This window comes from Sulfitobacter aestuariivivens (genome assembly GCF_014763045.1).
In the GTDB taxonomy this organism is placed as follows: Bacteria; Pseudomonadota; Alphaproteobacteria; order Rhodobacterales; family Rhodobacteraceae; genus Sulfitobacter; species Sulfitobacter aestuariivivens.
The window spans coordinates 130,711-144,326 of sequence record NZ_JACTAG010000003.1 but is presented as its reverse complement, the minus strand read 5'-3'; the positions used below and the strand labels follow the sequence as shown (position 1 = coordinate 144,326).

The following is a 13,616-nucleotide window of genomic DNA, read 5'->3' as shown; positions in this document are numbered from 1 at the left end:
ACATGGTTGTGCTGAACAAAATCTACACCCGTACAGGGGATGCTGGCACCACGGCCCTTGGCAACGGCGACCGCGTCGCAAAACATAATGCTCGTGTCGAAGCATATGGCACCTCGGATGAACTGAACTGCTTTGTCGGCGTGGCGCGGCTGGACGCATCTGATGAGACGGACAGGGCGCTGTCGCGCATTCAAAACGATCTATTTGATCTGGGCGCCGACCTGTGCCGCCCCGACATGGAAAAAGACGCCGACGCTGAATACCCGCCGCTGCGTATGACGCAGGCCCAGATTGACCGGCTGGAGGCAGAAATCGATATCATGAACGCCGATCTGGAACCGCTGCGCAGCTTTATACTGCCCGGCGGCAAGGCGCTGGCCGCGCATCTGCATGTCTGCCGCACCGTTGCGCGCCGCGCTGAACGGCTGGCCGTGCTGGCCAGCGAAGCGGAACAGGTCAATCAGATCGCGATTACCTATCTCAACCGGCTGAGCGACTGGTTTTTTGTCGCGGCCCGTATGGCCAACAATGGCGGCAATGACGATGTGCTGTGGGTTCCGGGGGCCAACCGCGCATAGCGTGCGCGGATCGCAACGCGTGCAAACTGGTGAAACGCGGCGTCCAAAGTGCCGCATGTGCCGATTTTGCACTGTTTTCACCTCTCTGCCTTCGATAAACGGGCGCAGAGAAGTTTTGGGGGCTTTCCCGGCAGGGTGAGTCGTAATTGAAGGAGAGAACGCTCATGAAGGTGCTTGTGCCCGTCAAACGCGTGATCGACTACAACGTGAAAGTCCGCGTCAAAGCGGACGGTTCCGGGGTCGATCTTGCCAACGTAAAAATGTCGATGAACCCGTTTGACGAAATTTCCGTCGAACAGGCGATCCGCCTGAAAGAAGCCGGTCAGGCGGACGAAGTCGTCGCTGTTTCCATTGGCGTCAAACAGTCTCAGGAAACGCTGCGGACGGCGCTGGCAATGGGCGCGGATCGCGCAATCCTCGTGGTCGCCACAGACGACGTGCACAACGACATCGAGCCTTTGGCAGTGGCCAAGATTCTCAAGGCCATCGTGGACGAAGAGCAGCCCGGCCTCGTGCTTTGTGGCAAACAAGCCATCGACAATGACATGAACGCCACCGGCCAGATGCTGGCCGCGCTCATGGGTTGGTCGCAGGCGACATTTGCATCAGAAGTTTCGATCGAAGGCGACAAGGCCAAGGTCACCCGCGAAGTAGACGGCGGTTTGCAGACAATTGAGGTTTCCATGCCTACGGTTATCACCGTGGACCTGCGCCTTAATGAGCCGCGCTATGCCTCGCTGCCCAACATCATGAAGGCCAAGAAAAAGCCGTTGGATGAAAAGACGCCGGAAGACTACGGCGTGGATGTTTCCAACCGTCTGGAAATCGTGAAAACCGAAGAGCCCGAGGCGCGCGCCGCTGGCATCAAGGTCGGCTCTGTTGATGAGCTGGTCGAGAAACTCAAAGAAGCGGGGGCTGTGTAATGGCTGTTCTTCTTCTCGCAGAAGTAAACGATGGTGAACTGGCAATGGACGCAACGGCCAAGGCCGTGACTGCCGCCAAGCAACTGGGTGACGTCACTGTTCTGGCCGCTGGCGGTTCTGCCGCCGCCGCTGGTGAGGCCGCCTCGAAAATCAATGGTGTCGCCAAGGTCCTGGTTGCCGAGGATCCAACGCTGGGGCACCGCCTTGCTGAATCCACGGCTGCCCTCATTGTGTCGCTGGCAGATGATTACGAACACATCGTGGCACCCGCCACGACCGATGCCAAGAACGTCATGCCCCGTGTCGCGGCATTGCTGGACGTGATGGTCATTTCTGACGCTTCCGGCGTTGTGGATGCCAATACATTTGAGCGTCCGATCTATGCGGGTAACGCGATCCAGACCGTCAAGTCATCGGATGCAAAAAAGGTCGTGACGTTCCGGACGTCCACATTTGACGCAGCTGGCGAAGGCGGATCGGCCTCGGTTGAGACAATCGGCGCTGCAGCCGATCCGGGCCTTTCAAGCTGGGTCGAGGACAAGGTTGCCGAAAGCGATCGCCCCGAACTCACGTCGGCTGGGGTGGTTGTGTCCGGTGGTCGTGGTGTCGGCTCCGAAGACGACTTTGCCCTGATCGAAAAGCTGGCCGACAAGCTGGGTGCCGCTGTTGGCGCGTCCCGTGCGGCAGTCGATTCTGGCTATGCGCCCAACGACTGGCAGGTTGGTCAGACTGGCAAGGTCGTGGCCCCCGATCTTTACGTGGCCGTCGGCATTTCCGGTGCAATCCAGCACCTTGCGGGGATGAAGGACAGCAAGATCATCGTGGCCATCAACAAGGACGAGGAAGCACCAATCTTCCAGGTGGCCGATTACGGACTGGTTGCCGACCTCTTCACAGCCGTACCCGAGCTGATTGAAAAGCTCTGAGGCGATCAGGCCCGAACAAGATCAAGGCCCGCTCATTCGAGCGGGCCTTTTTTTTGGTCCCAACGGCCCATGCGCGAACGTGGCTGACCGACAAAGGTCGCACCCGTCAAATGTGCCTTACATGAGCGATTTCATCGCCTTGCAAACGGCTGTCGCCACTTCTTGGTGTGCTTTTGGGCCCAGCATCTGCTGGGCCGCAAGGGTTTCCATCTGACTGAACACCATACCGTCGGTTCCCGCCTCCATCGCCTCTTTTGACGCAGTCACTTCCACATACTCGGTTGCAAGCGGTGCAATTTCATCGACCATCTCGCGGGTGACAAAGAGCGGATCATCCCCAAGAGCGATCGACGCCGCCCGCCCCCGTGCTGGCGCGTGGTTCGCAAACCAGACCAGAACCACCTTACCGCTGAACTGGCTCAACATCATCCGCATGCGCGCGACCCACGCCTGCTGCAATTCTGAGCGCACGACATCAAAACGGTCCTGCGAGATATCCAGCAGCGTCTTCAGCATATGCTTGTTGAAATGGAATTCCGAAAAATCGACCTCGCGATAGATCGTACTTAGCAGGACCGACGCCTTGACGAACCGGTCATTGCGTCGCGGGTGTACGGAATAGAACCTGTTCGACATATTCTGTGTGCCCATGATCTGCATCACTGTCACCCGGGCATCTCCGGTGGCCTCAACCACAAAGGGATCATGCAAAAATACATCTACACCGGCATTGATGGTCCCGAAATTCGCGCAGGTCAGACCAATCTCTTCCTCAATCAGGGCCGGAAAGGGTTTTTCGATGAACTTGCCGTAGGTCTCTGTCCCTCCGATGAAGGCGGCAAATGGCTTACTAAGGTTGCGGCGCGGTCCGCGAAACAGCAACCGTGATGTGCCATAGCGACACGGCAGATAATCGAGGGCCCCCGCCCCAAGGACATCATACGTCATAAACCCACCTCACTCATTTTCACCCAAATGCAACGATGCCCCGCCGTGTCCTGCGATTCGCTTAACGCGCATATTTTGCTTTAGTTTTCGTCAAAACGCGCCCTTGCGGCCATGCGCCTGCGCGCCATACTGTGCCCTATCAAGCAGGAGAACAGGTGATGGAAATCCAATCCGTAGGGGTCGTGGGCGCAGGTCAGATGGGAAACGGGATTGCCCATGTGATGGCGCTGGCCGGCTATGATGTGATGATGACGGATATCAGCGCTGATGCGCTGGATGCAGCCATGAAAACAATCACCGGCAACCTGGATCGGCAGGTCAGCCGGGAAAAGATCACCGCGGACGAGCGGAACAATGCATTGGATCGGATCGCATCCACAACAACCCTGTCCGATCTTGGCCAATGCGATCTGATTATCGAAAGTGCGACTGAGCGCGAAACCGTCAAGCAGGCCATATTTGAAGACCTGCTGCCACACCTCACCCCCGAAACGATCCTGACATCAAATACGTCCTCAATCTCGATCACACGGTTGGCCAGCCGTACGGATCGACCGGAAAAGTTCATGGGCTTTCATTTCATGAACCCCGTACCGGTGATGCCGCTTGTGGAACTGATCCGCGGCATTGCGACCGACGAGCCGACGTTCAAGGCCTGCAAGGCAGTCGTGGATAAGCTGGGCAAAACCGCTGCCACAGCCGAAGATTTCCCGGCCTTTATCGTGAACCGCATCCTGATGCCGATGATAAACGAGGCGGTCTATACGTTGTATGAGGGCGTCGGAAACGTCGAAAGTATCGACAAGGCTATGAAGCTGGGCACCAACCACCCCATGGGCCCGCTGGAACTGGCGGACTTCATTGGGCTGGATACCTGTCTGGCGATCATGAATGTGCTGCACGACGGTTTGGCAGATACCAAATACCGCCCCTGCCCGCTGCTGACCAAGTATGTGGAGGCCGGATGGCTGGGCCGCAAATCGCAGCGCGGGTTTTATGACTATCGCGGAGACGTGCCGGTGCCCACGCGCTGATCGCGGCGCCCCAGAACTTCGGATGGAGTATGTTTAAGGGCGCAACTAATCCTTCAGATCAAGCGTCGTCTTGCGCAGCCATGACATGAACTCGCGCGGATTCTCCGCCCGCTTGTCAATATCTTCCTGTGCGATCGGATGGCCGACAATAGGCGCCTGCGGTTTGTTACAGCTGTGCACGATTTCATGCAGCAGCAGCCCTTGGCGCAACATCGGGCTGACCTTGTTGGCGATTTGATAGGCACGCGAATTCTGTCCCGGAAATTTCATCGGCACCACCTGCGCGCCAGAACGGCGGATCATCTTGGCGGTGAAGACGTTCCACTCTGCCTCGACAGCCGGGCCCCACCAGGTCTCTGACGAGGCGACGACACCGGACGGGAACAGGCAAACAACACCGCCGTCCTTAAGATGCGCCATCGCCTTGGCACGCATCTCGACCCCTTTGCGCTGCGCATCAGGGTCATGCGGGAATGGTACCGGGATCATGTAACTGCCCGCCACCTCGTCAATGGAGGTCAGCAGTGACCGGGTGAGAATACGGTAGTCTTGCCGCACTCGCCCGATGAGATCGGCAAAGATCATGCCATCGACCATCCCGTGCGGATGATTGGCCACGACCACCACCGGCCCTTCCTTGGGAAGGCGATCAAGCTGTTCCTGTGGGGTCTCCAGGTCAATCCCCATGGTGTCCAGCGCTGCGCGCCAGAAGGCCTGACCCGTTGGAGCACCGCGCTTCTCGAACTTGCGGATCATCCGCAGAACTTTCAGCTTACCGGTGAAAAGCTCGATCGTGCTGATGATGCGGCTTTGCCAGGGATTCTGGAAGGTGGACGCGTAAGAAAGGCTCTTGCGATCATATTTGATCGGCGCCGGAGCCTCCTTTGGCGCGGCGGGCACATCCTTTGCGGAAAGCGGTCCTGCGTTGTCCGACACGTTCAATCACCTCTGGTCCGGGCATCTCGGCCCTCAGGAACCTTCACCAAATTTGTCCGCCACAAGCGCCGTCAAGGCTTCGGCCAATGCGTCTTCATCTGGGCCGGACGTTTGGACGTCAATAGTGCTTCCACGCGCTGCTGCCAACATCAAAAGCCCCATGATGCTGTCGCCCGACGCGCTCATCCCATCTTTGCTGACCTCGCAGCGGGCGTCAAATGCCTCTACAACTTCGACCAACTTAGCCGAGGCCCGGGCGTGCAAACCCTTTTCGTTTACGATCTTGAGAGAGATTTCCGGCATGAATTTGAGGCCCTTAGCTGGCACTGACGTTATGACTGTCGATATACTTCTTGCCAGCTTCCAAGGCGGCCCGCACGGCATCATTCACATCCAACTGCCGCGATTTGGCAAGTTTCAACAACATCGGCAGGTTTGCGCCATAGATAATGCGCCGGTTGTCGGGCTGGCATGCCATCAAACTAAGGTTGGACGGCGAGCCCCCGAAAAGGTCCGTCACCATCACCACACCCGCCCCCTGATCTACCGCGTCGGCGGCCGCGCAAATTTCGCGCTGCTTTTCGTCACGGTCGTGATCCGCGCGGATCGATATCGCGCGCACACCGATCTGGTCTCCGATCACATGCTCGATTGCCGACAGATACTCCTCTGCCAGCCCGCCATGTGCGACTATCACGATTCCGATCACCGGTTAGTTTTCCTCAGGTTGCTGGCGGTCCAGCTCGCGGTGTCTAATTGACACCTGCCAGCCCTGTTCTGCAAGGCGCAAAGCATGGTCTTCTGCCAGCGTAACCGACCGGTGTTGCCCTCCGGTGCACCCAAAGGCGATGGCAATGTGCGACTTCCCCTCTTCACGGAACGCCGGAAGCAGCAGCGCGCTGAGATCAAACACCGTATCGGCAAAGGTCTTGTAGCGCGCATCCTGGGCCACGAAGTCAGCGACATCTGGGTGGGTGCCATTCAATTTCCGCAGTGCTGGCTCCCAATAGGGATTTCGCAAAAACCGGCAGTCATGGACAATATCAACGCTGCGTGGCAGGCCGCGTTTATAGGAAAAGGACTGCACGGAGACTGCCAGATAATGCCTGCCATCCGGTGCGAACCAATGCTCCACCTCCGCGCGCAACTGGTGGATATTCAGATTGCTGCTGTCAATCAGGACGTCGGCGCGTTCCCGGATCGGTGCCAGCAGCTTTTTCTCAAGCAAGATCCCCTCGCCCGGGGAATCCGCGGGCGCAAGAGGATGTCTGCGCCGCGTCTCGGAAAACCTGCGCAACAGGATGTCATCTGCACAATCGAGATACAGCAGCTCAAGCATCACGTCTGAAGACGCCGCAATCTCACCGATCAGATCCAGCAACCGAGTGGTGGAAAAGTCCCGGTTGCGCGCATCAATGCCCAGTGCCACCGACCGTTCGGTGGTCTGCCCTTTCAACAACGCCGGCAGCATGCGCAGCGGCAGATTGTCGATTGCCTCAAACCCGGCATCCTCAAGCACATTCAGTGCAGACGACCGCCCTGCGCCGGACGGGCCCGTCACAAGGACAAGGCGGCGTTTGCCCGACAGGGCAGAAGCAACGGTGGGGGCTTGATCAGTGGTCATGGTACCTTTGAACTATTTCCGTACATATAAAGCAAAATCGCGTGTGCAAAATGTGGGGTGTCAACTTTGTGAAGACAAGGAAGTTCGATGCCCAGCACATCGTGGTGCTTTGTCGCAGGTAATCGATCCGATTCTATCTGGCCCATATCAATGACCAGGCGGATATCTGTCGGGCCCGCGGGCGGCACATTGATAAGACCGACACCCCGGGCCTCAATCAAACCGGCAATATTCTCGGGCACGTCAGCAATGACACGCCCCCCCTCCAGCGAAACGGACGTGCGATCATCCGCCACCAGACGGGCACCTAGCGCCAGAAGCTGCAACGCGAGCGAGGATTTTCCGGAGCCCGAAGGCCCGATAATCAAGACACCCTTTTTCGCCACCGAAACAGTGGTGGCGTGGATGATCTTTGCGGATGGTGTCACAGTGTTGCCGAGGCCGCCACTCAGGTCGGCAGACCGACAACAAATCGCGCGCCCAGCGGTTCAGAGGTGATATCCGCCTCGGTCGGGCGAATGTTTTCCGCCCAGATCACGCCGCCATGGGCCTCAACAATCTGTTTGGAAATCGCCAGCCCAAGGCCAGAGTTGTTTCCAAAATGCTCGTCAGGGCGTTGCGAATAGAACCGCTTAAAGATCTTGCCCAGCGCCTGATCCGGAATGCCCGGGCCGGTATCTTCGACCACAACCAACACGCGGTTTTCCTTTTGGCGCGCCCAGACACGGATCGCATCGCCATCTTCGCAGAACGAAATCGCATTGGTGATCAGGTTGACAAAGACCTGCGCCAGCCGTGCTTCCAATCCGTGTACATTAATCGGGTTGGAAGGTAGATCTGTAATGAAATCAATGCCTTTTGTTTTCGCATCCTCTCCCAGATACTGACCGAGATTATTCAGCATCTGCAACAGATCGAACGGCTCTTCCTCTTCCTTGACCAGCTCTGAATCCAAACGACTGGCGTTGGAGATATCGCTCACCAGACGGTCCAGTCGGCGCACATCGTGGTCGATCACATCCAGCAACTTTTCGCGCTGATCGTCGCGCTTGACCATGCGCAGAGTGCCAACTGCAGACCGCAGAGACGCCAGCGGGTTCTTGATTTCATGGCTGACGTCTGCGGCAAACTGTTCGTTGCCGTCTATGCGGTTGTAAAGCGCTGATACCATGCCACGCAGCGCGCCGGATAACCGGCCGATCTCGTCCGGCCGCGCCGTCAGATCAGGTATGCGAATGCGACCGGGATTCATCTTGCGCGCATTCTTTTCGCGCCCCAACTCGGCCGCAGCAGAGAGATCCGCCAGCGGATTAGCGATCTGTGAGGCCAGCGCAAGGCTCAGCCCGATAGACACCAGCGTGGCGATGATAAACATCTGCAACACGCGTTCACGTTCGCTCCGCACCAGACGGTCGATTTCGCCTGCGGCAGATGCAATGGCAACGAACCCAACAGGCGTGTCGCCCTGCATGATCGGCGTGGTCACGGTGAACAATGTGCCCCCGCTACCATCCTTGCGCTGCTCGATTTGCGTGCCATCTCTCAAGGTCGCCGCGAATTGTGCCTTGAGCTGCTCTTCGATCGGCATCTGCGCGACCTCAGCAGAGCGCGTACCGCCCAGCGGAGAGGAAATCTTCGTCCAGAGCCAGCTCAATCCGTCCGTCAGCAAGGTGCGTTCGTCACTTGCGGCAAAACCATCCTCAGCACTGTCCGTGGCTTCGAGGCTGGCGATCAGCGTTTCGGACATATCGTAGACAAGGACTTCGATCCCGCTGCGAAAATTGAGGCCTTGAAGGGTCTCACCGACATCAACAGTGTCACCTTCGGCAAGATCGACAGACGGGCCGAGCGGCAATTGCACCTCGATCACATCGGCAATCAACACTGCCGACGAAACCAAGCTGCCCCCGCGCTGAATCGCCAGGGAATCGCGCGAGGAATTGAGATAAAGAATGCCTGCAACCAATACGTTAAGGGCAATCAAGTTGAACGTGATAATCTTGCGGGTCAGTGGCGAGGTCCGCAACGAGGACAGGCCACGCCGCTCGCGGCGCGCCCGTATCTCATCGGGAGAGGCGTCAGGGGCGACCCAATCGTCGCCCAGAACCACGTCGCCTTCCCGAGTGGCAGGGGTTAAGTCCCGCACAAAGTTCCTTTCGGCCAGTGCCACGCGCCTATATCACTCTTCGTTGTATCTGTAGCCGATACCGTAGAGCGTCTCAATCGCGGAGAACTCATCGTCCGCCGTGCGCATCTTCTTGCGCAAACGCTTGATGTGGCTGTCGATGGTCCGGTCGTCGACATAAACCTGATCGTCATAGGCGACGTCCATCAGCTGATCGCGCGATTTGACGAAACCGGGGCGTTGGGCAAGAGCCTGAAGCAACAGAAACTCTGTCACGGTCAGTGACACGTCTTTACCCTTCCAGCTAACCGCGTGACGCAGCGGGTCCATCCGCAAGTCGCCCCGCTCCATCACCTTGGTCTCTTCGGTATCGCCGACCTCGTCGGTGGCAACCGCATCCTGACGGCGCAAAAGGGCGCGAATACGCTCGACTAGCAAGCGCTGGCTGAAGGGTTTCTTGACGTAGTCGTCGGCCCCCATGCGCAGGCCCAGAACCTCGTCGATCTCATCGTCCTTGGACGTCAGAAAGATGACCGGCATCGCGGTCTTCTGGCGCAGACGCTGCAACAGATCCATCCCGTCCATGCGCGGCATCTTGATGTCCAGCACGGCCATATCGGGAAGTTTCTTGTTGAAAGCGTCAAGGGCGGCTTGCCCGTCATTATATGTCTCGACCTCGAACCCTTCGGCTTCGAGAGTCATCGAGACGGACGTCAGGATATTCCTGTCGTCATCCACTAATGCAATCTTGTTCATTGCCTGTATCCTTATCCTGCTCAATTGGTCGTTTATGATTTTTCGGCCATTGATCCCTACTTTTGGCCACCGAATCAATCTCAAATTGCGAATCACTCGGGCAAGTAGCCCCATTTCGGCCACAATTTGGTTAGGAATGGCTAAATTGCCGCACTTTAGCATCGACCTTGAAAGATAAGATTTGATCAACCTGCCTCGCATATGTGTTGTCGCGGCCAAAGATCGCTGTGGTGGCGCTAACTGTGACAAAGCTCCCTGTTCATCCCTAAAACGGGCATGCTAAGACCCGCATTAAGGCCTCAGAAGGCCAACGGGCACACGCCCTCAAAGGGACAGAGTACGACGCGCCCTTGCGCGGAAACAGGAGACACCACATGACATCAGGACGGGTAAACCCGCAATTCCGCCTAGAGGATCAACAGATCACAGGGCTTGGGGATGTTTATTACAACCTGATGGAACCTGCGCTGATCGAAACCGCCCTGAAGCGGGGTGAAGGTACATTGGGCAATGGCGGCGCCTTTCTGGTGACAACGGGCAAATTCACCGGCCGGTCCCCCAAGGACAAGCACGTGGTCAAGACAGACAGCGTGGCCGACACCATCTGGTGGGAAAACAACGCGGAAATGTCGCCCGAAGGTTTTGATGCGCTTTACGACGACATGCTCGCGCATATGCAGGGCAAAGAGTACTTTGTACAGGATCTGGTGGGCGGGGCCGACCCGCGCCACGCGATAAATGTCCGCATGGTCACGGAACTTGCCTGGCATGGCCTTTTCATCCGCACCATGCTGCGTCGCCCCGACCGTGAAGACTTGGATGATTTCGTCGCAGATTTCACTGTCATCAACTGCCCCAGCTTTCAGGCGGACCCCAAAAAGCACGGCTGTCGCTCAGAGACCGTGATCGCCATGAACTTTGACCGCAAGATGATCCTGATTGGCGGCACTGAATATGCGGGCGAGAACAAAAAATCCGTCTTTTCGCTGCTCAACTACCTGCTGCCAGAAAAAAACATCATGCCGATGCACTGCTCTGCCAACCATGCGACAGGCAATCCCGTGGACACGGCTGTCTTTTTCGGCCTCTCCGGTACTGGCAAGACGACGTTGTCGGCAGACCCCCAGCGCGTTCTGATCGGGGATGACGAACACGGCTGGTCGGACAATGGCACCTTCAACTTCGAAGGGGGCTGCTATGCCAAGACAATCAACCTCTCGCCCGAAGCCGAGCCCGAGATTTACGCGACCACCAAGAAGTTCGGGACCGTCATTGAGAACATGGTATTTGACCCGGACACAAAAGAGCTCGACTTTGACGATGATAGTCTGACCGCCAACATGCGCTGTGCCTATCCGCTGCACTATATCTCGAACGCATCCGAAAAGGCCGTTGGCGGGCACCCCAAGAACATTATCATGCTGACCTGCGACGCCTTTGGCGTCTTGCCCCCCATCGCGCGGCTGTCGCCTGCACAGGCGATGTATCACTTTCTTTCGGGCTTTACCTCAAAGGTCGCGGGCACAGAGCGCGGCGTGACAGAGCCCGAGCCCACGTTCTCCACATGCTTTGGCGCGCCCTTCATGCCGCGCAGACCAGAGGTGTACGGGAACCTGCTGCGTGAAAAGATCGCGCAACACGGGGCAACCTGCTGGTTGGTGAATACCGGCTGGACCGGGGGTGCCTATGGCACCGGCTCTCGCATGCCGATCCGGGCAACACGCGCACTATTGACGGCGGCGCTTGAAGGCGATCTGGCGGATGTAAAATACCGCAAGGATGCAAATTTTGGGTTTGAAGTGCCGGTATCCGTCGAGGGGGTCGCGGATATCCTGCTGGATCCGCGCCGGACATGGGACAATCCCGAAAGCTATGACCGCCAGGCGGCCAAGCTGGTCAAAATGTTCTCGGAGAATTTTGCCCAGTACGTCCCGTTCATTGATGACGACGTAAAGGCAGCCGCAATCGGTTAAAAACCCTATGCGGCGCGTGCGGTGGGCGGGCCACACGGCCCGCCCCCTCGTTTTATGCGGCTTGTTGAATGATCTCGTATAGCGGCATCTCGAACAGGAACCGCACATCCGCATTGCTGAGATAGCTCAGGAACCCTTCCATGGCCGTGTCGCTGCCCATCCGGTACCAGCGCAGCGAACCCGGTTCGTTGTGCATGTACCCCATGCGTTCCGCAAATCCCTTGAATGCGACCGTGCGCGCCATGAAACCAAAGATGTAGTCTGGGTTCCACTGCTCCATGATCAACATGAGGCCATAACGCGCGAATACGGACGACAAACCGACCCCGCGATATTCACCTGCCTCTTTGTTAATCCAGATGTCACCGTGATACACCACTTCGCCAGAAATCGTGTGTGCTCCGGGCGTTGCGCGGTATCTGGAGCGCACAAAATCGATGTCAGGCAGTGCTGGAGGGAACTCACGGAATCGCTTGAGCATATATTCACTCAGCGTTTTTCCACCCATCGGCGTCAGCTTTGCAGCCTGCGTATGGATAAGCACATCATCGGAATTATAGGCCGCCAACCAGAACGCATTCTTCTCGTTCAGATCATGCAGCTTTGGGTCGAAAGGCGCGCCAAGTGCTTGAATAGGCCTACCTTTTTTGACGATCTTTGCATATTCGTCAAAGTCAGTTCCGATCTCAATCCGAATTCCCGCGCCGTGAAGAATGTCGTGGCTCGCAGCAAAAAACTGCGCGCCATCGTTCACAAATTGGACTGTCATTTTCGCTTCCTTTACCGAGTCGTTAACTCAAAGGTAGCTCAATCTTCCTCTTTCTGCTCGAATTTTGCCTCATTTTTGTCAAAATTTATCAACACGTCGGCTGGAATCGGCGCAAGTGCCGCCGTTTCGACCCCTTCGATCTCGATATTTGCGATCGGTTCGACCAGCGCAAACAGCGCCGTACTGCCGTCCGGAAACTGCCCACCCATCATCAAACGGGCATAGCGGATAGCCTGCAATCTGCCCTTCTCTCCGCGCGGCACCTGAGTAGATACATGGTCCAACCGGGCCCCTTGCGTATTGGTCACCTCCGAAAAGGGCTGTTCCAGCAGGCGTGCGAAATTCTCGCCGCCGGGCATATTGCCAATACTGCGCCCCACGCTGCTGCGTGCCTTCGCCCAGCCGAACCATTTAACGTAAAAACACTCTTCGCCGAATTCGACACAGATCCAGCCTGTCTGGGTCAGCCGGTATACGATCAGAAACGGCCTGACATGCGCAAGCTCCGGCGCTTCGATCGCCCCGCCGCTCATCGCCCACGCCCGCAACGTTTCGCGCATCAGGACAGAGTCGCCAGCCCAGACCTTGCTCAGCGGGTGTTGCTGCTGGTGGAATGACCATCCGTTGGGAAGGCGGAAATTCACATATTGCATGTTGTCGTGGTGCTTGGCCGTGCCGCGCAGCCACATGGTAAACCGCGCCACCAGGTCAAGCGCCTCAGGCAGCGCCTCTTCTCCGGCTTTGGTCAGGCTGTACCGACGATCTTCGACATTAAACAGCTGAACGCCCATCTCAGTCTCAAGCTGCGTGATGTGACGCCGCAGGGTCTGGCGCGTGCTGGACAGTTCCGCCACGGCATGGCTCAGGTTAAGAGTGCGTGCGAGCGTCACGAAAGACCGCGTCATTTCAAACAAAAGCGCGGGGGGTGGGGTTTCTTTCGGGGCCTCTACTGCTTCGCTGCCCGTGCCACTTTGGGTCATTTGTTGGTTCATGAAACCATTGGTAAGCAAATCACCCATTAATG

At 57.4% G+C, this 13,616-nt stretch carries 15 protein-coding genes; 5 read left to right on the top strand and 10 right to left on the bottom strand.

The features are described 5' to 3' along the window. The first annotated feature begins 2 nt into the window (after positions 1-2). The 3 genes from H9Q16_RS18590 to H9Q16_RS18580 all read left to right on the top strand — a co-directional run bounded on the left by H9Q16_RS18590 (position 3) and on the right by H9Q16_RS18580 (position 2,427). Positions 3-578 carry a cob(I)yrinic acid a,c-diamide adenosyltransferase gene (locus H9Q16_RS18590; protein WP_191076980.1) on the top strand — a complete coding sequence of 192 codons (576 nt, stop codon included), beginning with the start codon at positions 3-5 and terminating at the stop codon, positions 576-578. Between the two features lie 164 nt (positions 579-742). Then, a complete protein-coding gene (locus H9Q16_RS18585; protein WP_191076979.1) occupies positions 743-1,501 on the top strand; it encodes an electron transfer flavoprotein subunit beta/FixA family protein in 759 nt (252 codons plus the stop codon). Beyond that, on the top strand, positions 1,501-2,427 hold the full coding sequence (locus tag H9Q16_RS18580) for an electron transfer flavoprotein subunit alpha/FixB family protein (RefSeq protein WP_191076978.1): 927 nt from the start codon (positions 1,501-1,503) through the stop codon (positions 2,425-2,427). Before H9Q16_RS18585 ends, H9Q16_RS18580 begins: the two co-directional genes overlap by 1 nt. A gap of 117 nt (positions 2,428-2,544) precedes the next feature. On the opposite strand, the gene H9Q16_RS18575 is transcribed toward H9Q16_RS18580, so the two are convergent. Next, a complete protein-coding gene (locus H9Q16_RS18575) occupies positions 2,545-3,375 on the bottom strand; it encodes a DUF6473 family protein (RefSeq protein ID WP_191076977.1) in 831 nt (276 codons plus the stop codon). Between the two features lie 158 nt (positions 3,376-3,533). Between H9Q16_RS18575 and H9Q16_RS18570 the strand changes: the two genes are divergently transcribed. Then, positions 3,534-4,409, top strand: a complete 876-nt coding sequence (locus H9Q16_RS18570) for a 3-hydroxybutyryl-CoA dehydrogenase (protein WP_191076976.1) — start codon at positions 3,534-3,536, stop codon at positions 4,407-4,409. Between the two features lie 45 nt (positions 4,410-4,454). On the opposite strand, the gene H9Q16_RS18565 is transcribed toward H9Q16_RS18570, so the two are convergent. The 7 genes from H9Q16_RS18565 to H9Q16_RS18535 form a co-directional block, all read right to left on the bottom strand. Beyond that, a complete protein-coding gene (locus tag H9Q16_RS18565; RefSeq protein ID WP_343067897.1) occupies positions 4,455-5,309 on the bottom strand; it encodes a lysophospholipid acyltransferase family protein in 855 nt (284 codons plus the stop codon). Between the two features lie 69 nt (positions 5,310-5,378). Then, complete coding sequence (locus tag H9Q16_RS18560) at positions 5,379-5,648, bottom strand: HPr family phosphocarrier protein (RefSeq protein ID WP_191076974.1); 270 nt, start codon at positions 5,646-5,648, stop codon at positions 5,379-5,381. Positions 5,649-5,661: 13 nt separating this feature from the next. Continuing rightward, on the bottom strand, positions 5,662-6,054 hold the full coding sequence (locus tag H9Q16_RS18555) for a PTS sugar transporter subunit IIA domain-containing protein (protein WP_191076973.1): 393 nt from the start codon (positions 6,052-6,054) through the stop codon (positions 5,662-5,664). 3 nt (positions 6,055-6,057) lie between these two features. After that, positions 6,058-6,969, bottom strand: a complete 912-nt coding sequence (gene rapZ, locus H9Q16_RS18550; RefSeq protein ID WP_191076972.1) for an RNase adapter RapZ — start codon at positions 6,967-6,969, stop codon at positions 6,058-6,060. Further along, a complete protein-coding gene (locus H9Q16_RS18545; protein WP_191076971.1) occupies positions 6,966-7,397 on the bottom strand; it encodes a serine kinase in 432 nt (143 codons plus the stop codon). Before H9Q16_RS18545 ends, rapZ begins: the two co-directional genes overlap by 4 nt. A 20-nt stretch (positions 7,398-7,417) precedes the next feature. After that, positions 7,418-9,115, bottom strand: coding sequence for a sensor N-terminal transmembrane domain-containing protein (locus tag H9Q16_RS18540; protein ID WP_191076970.1), 1,698 nt, complete (start codon positions 9,113-9,115; stop codon positions 7,418-7,420). A gap of 33 nt (positions 9,116-9,148) precedes the next feature. Further along, positions 9,149-9,850 (bottom strand): response regulator transcription factor, encoded by a 702-nt coding sequence (locus H9Q16_RS18535; RefSeq protein ID WP_191076969.1) that lies wholly within the window; start codon positions 9,848-9,850, stop codon positions 9,149-9,151. A 374-nt stretch (positions 9,851-10,224) separates the two neighbouring features. On the opposite strand from H9Q16_RS18535, the gene H9Q16_RS18530 reads away from it, so the two are divergent. Next, entirely contained in the window at positions 10,225-11,823 is a 1,599-nt protein-coding gene (locus H9Q16_RS18530; RefSeq protein WP_191076968.1) for a phosphoenolpyruvate carboxykinase, read from the top strand. 52 nt (positions 11,824-11,875) lie between these two features. Here H9Q16_RS18530 and H9Q16_RS18525 read toward each other — a convergent pair whose 3' ends face one another. Together H9Q16_RS18525 and H9Q16_RS18520 are read right to left on the bottom strand one after the other, a co-directional pair. Continuing rightward, entirely contained in the window at positions 11,876-12,592 is a 717-nt protein-coding gene (locus H9Q16_RS18525; protein ID WP_191076967.1) for a hypothetical protein, read from the bottom strand. Between the two features lie 38 nt (positions 12,593-12,630). Beyond that, the gene (locus H9Q16_RS18520) at positions 12,631-13,584 is read right to left on the bottom strand and encodes a helix-turn-helix domain-containing protein (protein WP_191076966.1); all 954 of its coding nucleotides are present in this window, start codon (positions 13,582-13,584) and stop codon (positions 12,631-12,633) included. Positions 13,585-13,616: the final 32 nt, after the last annotated feature.

Bases quoted from the DNA above. Each gene is read 5' to 3' on its own strand.
- H9Q16_RS18590 (WP_191076980.1), top strand. From the start codon at position 3: ATGGTTGTGCTGAACAAAATCTACACCCGTACAGGGGATGCTGGCACC.
- H9Q16_RS18520 (WP_191076966.1), bottom strand. From the start codon at position 13,584: ATGAACCAACAAATGACCCAAAGTGGCACGGGCAGCGAAGCAGTAGAG.
- H9Q16_RS18585 (WP_191076979.1), top strand. From the start codon at position 743: ATGAAGGTGCTTGTGCCCGTCAAACGCGTGATCGACTACAACGTGAAA.
- H9Q16_RS18535 (WP_191076969.1), bottom strand. From the start codon at position 9,850: ATGAACAAGATTGCATTAGTGGATGACGACAGGAATATCCTGACGTCC.
- H9Q16_RS18525 (WP_191076967.1), bottom strand. From the start codon at position 12,592: ATGACAGTCCAATTTGTGAACGATGGCGCGCAGTTTTTTGCTGCGAGC.
- H9Q16_RS18570 (WP_191076976.1), top strand. From the start codon at position 3,534: ATGGAAATCCAATCCGTAGGGGTCGTGGGCGCAGGTCAGATGGGAAAC.
- H9Q16_RS18560 (WP_191076974.1), bottom strand. From the start codon at position 5,648: ATGCCGGAAATCTCTCTCAAGATCGTAAACGAAAAGGGTTTGCACGCC.
- H9Q16_RS18575 (WP_191076977.1), bottom strand. From the start codon at position 3,375: ATGACGTATGATGTCCTTGGGGCGGGGGCCCTCGATTATCTGCCGTGT.
- rapZ (WP_191076972.1), bottom strand. From the start codon at position 6,969: ATGACCACTGATCAAGCCCCCACCGTTGCTTCTGCCCTGTCGGGCAAA.
- H9Q16_RS18580 (WP_191076978.1), top strand. From the start codon at position 1,501: ATGGCTGTTCTTCTTCTCGCAGAAGTAAACGATGGTGAACTGGCAATG.
- H9Q16_RS18530 (WP_191076968.1), top strand. From the start codon at position 10,225: ATGACATCAGGACGGGTAAACCCGCAATTCCGCCTAGAGGATCAACAG.